5 protein-coding genes are annotated in these 6,998 nt (G+C 76.8%); 4 read left to right on the top strand and 1 reads right to left on the bottom strand.

Features of this window, described 5'->3' with window-relative positions:
* The 3 genes from ACFWA9_RS26945 to pgm form a co-directional block, all read left to right on the top strand.
* Window positions 1–1,338: DUF58 domain-containing protein (locus ACFWA9_RS26945; protein WP_380390351.1), on the top strand; the 1,338-nt coding region annotated here is incomplete at its 5' end.
* The gene (locus ACFWA9_RS26940) at window positions 1,335–2,018 is read left to right on the top strand and encodes a hypothetical protein (protein ID WP_380390349.1); all 684 of its coding nucleotides are present in this window, start codon (window positions 1,335–1,337) and stop codon (window positions 2,016–2,018) included. The genes ACFWA9_RS26945 and ACFWA9_RS26940, both read left to right, overlap by 4 nt.
* A gap of 399 nt (window positions 2,019–2,417) precedes the next feature.
* Window positions 2,418–4,067 carry a phosphoglucomutase (alpha-D-glucose-1,6-bisphosphate-dependent) gene (gene pgm / locus ACFWA9_RS26935; protein WP_329491435.1) on the top strand — a complete coding sequence of 550 codons (1,650 nt, stop codon included), beginning with the start codon at window positions 2,418–2,420 and terminating at the stop codon, window positions 4,065–4,067.
* A gap of 77 nt (window positions 4,068–4,144) precedes the next feature.
* On the opposite strand, the gene ACFWA9_RS26930 is transcribed toward pgm, so the two are convergent.
* A complete protein-coding gene (locus ACFWA9_RS26930) occupies window positions 4,145–4,900 on the bottom strand; it encodes a hypothetical protein (RefSeq protein WP_380390347.1) in 756 nt (251 codons plus the stop codon).
* Window positions 4,901–5,329: 429 nt separating this feature from the next.
* Between ACFWA9_RS26930 and ACFWA9_RS26925 the strand changes: the two genes are divergently transcribed.
* Window positions 5,330–6,982: a phospholipase gene (locus ACFWA9_RS26925; RefSeq protein ID WP_380390345.1), complete on the top strand. Its 1,653-nt coding sequence runs from the start codon at window positions 5,330–5,332 to the stop codon at window positions 6,980–6,982.
* Window positions 6,983–6,998 lie beyond the last annotated feature (16 nt).

Genomic DNA, 6,998 nt, shown 5'->3' with positions numbered 1-6,998 from the left:
GCCACCCGGGGCCCGGAGCAGGCCGCCGCGCGCCTGGTCGCCCGCAGCGCCCGGGCCACCGCGGCCGGCCTGCCGAGCACCCCGCCCTCCCCGCACTGGCGCCCCGGCGAGCGCACCCTGCGCCTGCTCACCGTGGCCACCGTCGCGGCCGTCGCCGCGCTGGCCACCGGCCACGCCTGGCTGCTCGCGCTGGCCGCCGGCCCGGCCGTCCTGCTCGCCCTGGCGGCCCCGGGCACCGGCCGGCCGTCCCGGCTGGCCGCCGAGAACAGCGTCGAGCCGAGCCGCTGCCTGGAGGGCGAGCCGATCACCGTACGGATCACCGTCCGCCACGACGGACGGATCGGCCGGCTCGACCCGGCCGTCGCCCTCGGCCCCGGCGTCGCCCTGACGGCGGTGACCATCGGCGCCACCGAGGTCGACCTGGTGCTCCGGGCCGAACGCTGGGGCCGCTGGACCCTGGGCAGCGTCGACATCGACGTCTACGACGCCGGCGGTCTGGCCCGCCGGACGGTGCGCACCGACCTCGGCACGGTGGACGTCTTCCCGGTACCGAGCGCGGCCCGCCTCACCCCGATCCCGGTACGGCTGCCCGAACGCCTCGGCGAGCACACCACCGCGCACGAGGGCACCGGCGTCGAGGTCGTCGGCGTGCGCCCGCACGTGCCCGGTGAGCGCCAGCGGCGCATCCACTGGCCGTCGACCACCCGCCGCGACGCCGTCCAGATCAACCAGTTCGCGGCGGAGCGGGCCGCCGACGCGGTCGTCCTGCTGGACACGCTGGCCGACTTCCTGGACGCGGCCACCGGCCGGTCCAGCCTCGACGAGACGTTGCGCGCGGCCGGCGGCCTGACCCGCGCCTACCTGCGCCGGCACGACCGGGTCGGCCTGATCGCGGTCGGCGGGAAGCTGCGCTGGCTCGCCGCGGGCAGCGGGGACCGGCACTTCTACCGGATGGTGGAGAGCGTGCTGGAGGTCCGCCAGGACCGGGGCCACCGGGGGCCCCTGGTGCCCCGGCTCCCGGCGGCGGCGCTGCCCGGCCACGCGCTGGTGTACGCCTTCACCTCGCTCGCCGACCAGCGCATCCTGGACGTGCTCGGCCAGGTCCGCGACCGTGGCAACCCGCTGGTCGTGGTAGAGGTCCCGGCCGGCGAACCGGTGGTGGAGCCCGGTGACGAGATCGGCGCGGTGGCCCTGCGGCTCTGGCATGCCGAACGCGAGGCGATGCGCTCGGCGCTGCGCGCCCGCGGCATCCCGGTGGCCCGCTACACCCCGGGCGAGGCGCTCGACCTGGCGCTCGCGCCACTGCTGCGCCGCCGGATCGGGGGAGGAGCCCGATGACCACCGTCGACGACACCCCGACCGCCGCCTCGGTCGCCGCCCCGGTCGCCGCCCCGACACCTGCCTCGACCGCCGCCTCGGTCGCTGATGCGGTCGCTGCCGAGCCTGGGATCGCGCCCGCCGCCCGGTGGGTCGGGTGGGCCGAGCGGGCCGCGCTGCGCTGCACCGGCGTCGCGCTGGCGCTCACCGCCGCCGGGGTCGGCGGCATCGTCGACGGCGCGGTGGACCGGTTCGGCCCGGTCGCCGCGGTAGCCGCCGCGGCCTTCGCCCTCTGGGCCGCCCCGCCGCTCGACGAGCCGCCGCGCCGCCCGCACAGCTGGCTCGGTCGGCTCGCCGCGTCGCGCAGCACCGTGCTGGCGGCCGGGAGCGTGCTGCTGGCCGCGCTGGGCGAGCCCCCGTTCGGCCGGATCGCGGCGGTGGCCGCGCTCCTGATCGGCCACCTGCTGCTGGTCGACGTCCTCGGCCCGCAGCGCGACCGCGTCCGGCCCGTGCACGCACTGGCCGCCCTCGCCTCGTCCGGCCTGGTCCTGTCCGTGGCCCTCGCGTCGACCGGCGCGGGGGAGTGGTCGCGCCCGATCGCCCTGGCCGGCCTGGCGGCCGCGGCCTGGGGCGTCACCCAGGCGCTCCGACCCCGGCCCGGCCCCCGGGCACGGCCGGCGGAGCCGAACCCCGGCGACTGAGCGCCCGCGGGCCCGCGCCGGGTCGCCGGTCGCCCGGCGCCGGGGTGTTCCGCCGTCGCCCGTGCGCGCCCCGGGTTCGGGCCGGGTGGCCGTGTGCGGCGCTCCGGGTACCGGCCCGGGCTGCGCCTCGCCCCGCCGGGCGCCGCTCGCGCGGGGTGCTCCGGTGCCCGGGGCCGCCGGTCGCCCGGTGTCGGGTGTTCCGCCGTCGCCCGTGCGCGCCCCGGTCGTGCGCCCCCCGGCTCGCCCCGCCGGGCGCCGCTGGTGCCGGACGCTCCGGTGCCCGGGGGTCGCCCCGTGTGGGCCGAAGGTCGCGCGCTGGCTACGATCGGTGAGCACGGGGCAGAAGGATGCGCCGGGCCGCGCGGCCGGCGCACGGCGAGGAACACTGTGGGAGAGACGATGGCACACGCACGGGCCGGGCAGCAGGCGCAGCCGGACGACCTGGTGGACGTGGCACGGTTGGTGACGGCGTACTACACGCTGCACCCGGACCCGGAGGAGCCGGGCCAGCGGGTGGCGTTCGGCACCTCGGGGCACCGCGGCTCCTCGCTGGACGCCGCGTTCAACGAGGACCACATCGCCGCCACCACGCAGGCGATCTGCGAGTACCGGGTGGCCCAGGGGACCACCGGCCCGCTCTTCCTCGGCGCGGACACCCACGCCCTGTCCGAGCCGGCCCGGGCGACCGCCGTCGAGGTGCTGGCGGCCAACGGCGTCACCGTCCTGCTGGACAGCTCCGACGGCTACACCCCCACCCCGGCCGTCTCGCACGCGATCCTGGCCCACAACCGGCGCCACCCGCAGGCGCTGGCCGACGGCATCGTGGTGACGCCCTCCCACAACCCGCCGCGCGACGGCGGGTTCAAGTACAACCCGCCGAGCGGCGGTCCGGCCGGTTCGGAGGCCACCGGCTGGATCCAGGACCGCGCCAACGCCCTGATCCGGGACGGCCTGCGGGGCGTCAAGCGGGTGCCGTACGCCCGTGCCCTGGCCGCCGCGACCACCGGCCGCCACGACTACCTCACCGCCTACACCGAGGACCTGGTCTCGGTGCTGGACCTCGACGCGGTGCGGGCGGCGGGCCTGCGGATCGGCGCCGACCCGCTGGGCGGGGCGTCGGTCGCCTACTGGGGCCGGATCGCCGAGACGCACCGGCTGGACCTGACCGTCGTCAACCCGGTCACCGACCCGACCTGGCGGTTCATGACGCTGGACTGGGACGGCAAGATCCGGATGGACTGCTCCTCGCCGGCCGCGATGGCCTCGCTGATCGAGCGCCGGGACCGGTTCGCGATCGCCACCGGCAACGACGCGGACGCCGACCGCCACGGCATCGTGACGCCGGACGGCGGCCTGATGAACCCGAACCACTACCTGGCCGTCGCCGTCGACTACCTGTACCGCCACCGCGCCGACTGGCCGGTGGACGCGGCGGTGGGCAAGACGCTGGTGTCCTCCTCGATGCTGGACCGGGTCGCCGCCGACCTCAAGCGGGACCTCGTCGAGGTGCCGGTCGGCTTCAAGTGGTTCGTCGACGGGCTGCTGGAGGGCTCGATCGCGTTCGGCGGCGAGGAGTCGGCCGGGGCGTCGTTCCTGCGCCGCGACGGCGGGGTGTGGACCACCGACAAGGACGGCATCCTGCTGGCCCTGCTGGCCTCGGAGATCACCGCGGTGACCGGCCGCACGCCCAGCGAGTACTACCGCGACCTCACCGACCGTTTCGGCGCCCCCGCCTACGCCCGGGTGGACGCCCCGGCCGACCGCGAGCAGAAGGCGCTGCTGGCCCGGCTGTCGCCGGAGCAGGTCCGCGCCGGCGACCTGGCGGGCGAGGCGGTCACCGCCGTCCTCACCGAGGCGCCCGGCAACGGCGCCGCGATCGGCGGGATCAAGGTCTGCACCGAGAACGCCTGGTTCGCGGCCCGCCCGTCGGGCACCGAGGACGTCTACAAGATCTACGCCGAGTCCTTCCACGGCGCCGACCACCTCGCCCGGGTCCAGGCCGAGGCGCGCGAACTGGTCAACGAGGTCCTCGCGGGCCCGGCGGCCTGACCTCCCGCTTCGCACCTGCCGCTTCGCGGCGCCGGGCCCCGGCCCGGCGCCGCGGGGAGCCGGCGGCCGTCCGGGGCTCAGGTCCCGGCGGTGGCGGGTTGCTCGGCGTCACCGAAGCGCGCCAGGGTCAGCGCGCCCAGGACCGCGGCGGCGAACCCGGCGACGGCGAGCGGCGTGGCGTCGTGACGGGTGTGGTCGCCGAGCAGCAGCACCCCGACGATCGCGGGGCCCAGGGTCTCGCCGAGCACCATCGCCGCCGTCGCGGCGGTGACCGACCCGCTCTGCATGGCCCAGGTGAGCGCGGTGAAGCCGCCCAGCCCGGCGACGGCGATCGCGTACGCCGAGGGTTCGCCGAACAGCTCCGGCAGCCGTGCCCCCGGCAGGACCCGGACCGCGACGCCCACCACCCCGAACTGCAGGCCGGCCACCAGGCCGAGCAGCGGGGCGCGCCGCGCCCCGGCCAGGCGGACCACCGCCCACCCCACGGCCGTCAGGGCGACCGAGACGAGCAGCACGCCGAGGCGCAGCGGCTGGTCGCCGGACCCGCGGCCGTCGTGTCCGGCGGTGAGCGCGAGGACGCAGAGCCCGGCGCAGACCGAGGCCACCCCGATCCACTCGCTGCGCCGCAGCCGGATCCGCAGCACCCGGGACGCCCCCACGGCGGTGACGGCGAGGGCGGAGGCCAGGGCGGCCTCGACCTCGTAGAGCGGCAGCCGCTCCAGCGCGACCAGCTCGGCGGCGAACCCGAGCATGTCCATTCCGACACCCACCATGAACGGCCACTGGCGGAACGCCCCGGCGAGCGCGGCGGCCTCGCCCGCGTGGTGGCCCACGCGGCGCGGCGCGCGCCCACCGCCTGGAGGACGGTGGCCGAGCCGGTGAGGAGGGCGGCCAGGAGCGCCGCCAGCAGGCCGAGGAGCATGGGCCGACGCTACGGATCCGGGGCCGGGCGGGCGCCCGGCTCGCCGGTCGCGGGGTCCGGATCGCCGCCGCCGTCACCCGCCCGGACGTGCCCCGGCGTGACCGGTACGGGCGGTCGGCCCGCCGCGTCCCGCGAGCGCGGCCAGCGGGGTGACACCGCTGATTGACGCATCGTCACGCGTGTGCCTGACGATGTGTCGCCGATCGGCGGGGGTCGACCGGCGGGTCTGTTTCCGGCCGGGTGACTGGTTGTCATGCGCAGATTCGACAGCAAGTTACTTTTCGGTAATCTCAGGGTGTCCCACGGGTGAACCACCCGCCGCTTGCTGAAGGAACCTCACGTGCACCTCCCCTCGTCCCGCCGGTCCGGCCGCCTCGTCCGCTCGGCCCTGGCCGTCGCCGCAGCCACCACCCTGTTCGCCGCCGTCCCGCCCCCGTCGGCCCTCGCGGCCCCCGCCGAGGGTGCCACCGCCGACGGCGGGACGGCCCACCTCGACGCCGTCGAGCGTGCGCTGCGCGAGGTGTCGCCCGGTCTGGAGGGCTCGGTCTGGGAGCGCACCGAGGGCAACGCGCTGGCCGGCACCGCCGACGATCCGGCCGGCTGGCTGCTCCAGACGCCCGGCTGCTGGGGTGACGCCGGCTGCGCCGACCGCCGGGGCACCCGTGCGCTGCTGGCCAGGATGCAGGCGGACGTCGCCTCGGCCACCCGGACGGTCGACGTCTCCACCCTCGCGCCGTTCCCCAACGGCGGCTTCCAGGACGCGCTGGTGGCGGGGCTCAAGGCCTCGGTCGCGGCCGGCCACCGCCCCCAGGTGCGGATCCTGGTGGGCGCGGCGCCGCTCTACAACGCCAACGTCCTCCCCTCCCGCTACCGCGACGAGCTGCTGGCCAGGCTCGGCCCCGCGGCCGGCTCGGTGACGCTGAACGTCGCCTCGATGACCACGTCCCGCACGGCGTTCTCCTGGAACCACTCCAAGCTGCTGGTGGTCGACGGCCGGAGCGTGATCGCCGGTGGCATCAACGGGTGGAAGGACGACTACCTGGACACCGCGCACCCCGTCTCGGACGTCGACCTCGCCCTGACCGGCCCGGCCGCCACCTCGGCCGCGCGCTACCTGGACACCCTCTGGGCGTGGACCTGCGGCCGCACCGGCCTGTTCGACAACGCGTGGTTCGCCTCCTCCGACGGCGGCGCCTGCCGGCCCTCGATGGAGCGGGACACCAACCCCGCCGCGCCCGCCACCGGCAGCGTCCCGGTGATCGCCGTCGGCGGCCTGGGGGTCGGCGTCAAGGCCGCGGACCCCGCCTCGGCCTACCGGCCCGCACCGGTCGCCGGGGTCTCCGAGACCCAGTGCGGTCCGCTGGCCCTGCACGACAACACCAACGCCGACCGCGACTACGAGACGGTCAATCCCGAGGAGAACGCCCTGCGCGCGCTCGTCGGCAGTGCGAGCAGCCACATCGAGATCTCCCAGCAGGACATGAACGGCACCTGCCCGCCGCTGCCGCGCTACGACGCCCGGCTCTACGACCTGCTGGCCGCCAAGCTGGTGGCCGGGGTCAAGGTGCGGATCGTGGTCAGCGACCCGGCGAACCGGGGCACGGCCGGCAGCGGGGGCTACTCGCAGATCAAGTCGCTCTCCGAGGTCTCCGACGTGCTGCGGGCCCGGCTGACCCGGCTGACCGGCGACCCGGCGAAGGCGGGCGCCGCGCTCTGCGGCAACCTCCAGCTCGCGTCCTTCCGCGCCGCGCCGACCGCCACCTGGGCGGACGGGCACCCGTACGCGCTGCACCACAAGCTGGTCGCGGTCGACGGCTCGGCCTTCTACATCGGGTCGAAGAACCTCTACCCGGCCTGGCTGCAGGACTTCGGCTACGTGGTCGAGGACAAGGGCGCGGCGGCCCAGCTGGACCGCGACCTGCTGGCGCCGGAGTGGACGTACTCGCAGGCCGCCGCGACCGTCGACTGGACGACCGGGCTCTGCCGGGCTTGATCCTCGGGCCCCAGGG

Source organism: Kitasatospora sp. NPDC059973 (assembly GCF_042737525.1).
GTDB lineage: Bacteria > Actinomycetota > Actinomycetes > Streptomycetales > Streptomycetaceae > Kitasatospora.
The sequence above is the reverse complement of the archived record's forward strand: the minus strand, read 5'-3'. Positions and strand labels throughout refer to the sequence as shown.

What these genes read in the sequence shown, in the direction of transcription:
- pgm (WP_329491435.1), top strand. Translation starts at nt 2,418, where the DNA reads ATGGCACACGCACGGGCCGGGCAGCAGGCGCAGCCGGACGACCTGGTG.
- ACFWA9_RS26940 (WP_380390349.1), top strand. Translation starts at nt 1,335, where the DNA reads ATGACCACCGTCGACGACACCCCGACCGCCGCCTCGGTCGCCGCCCCG.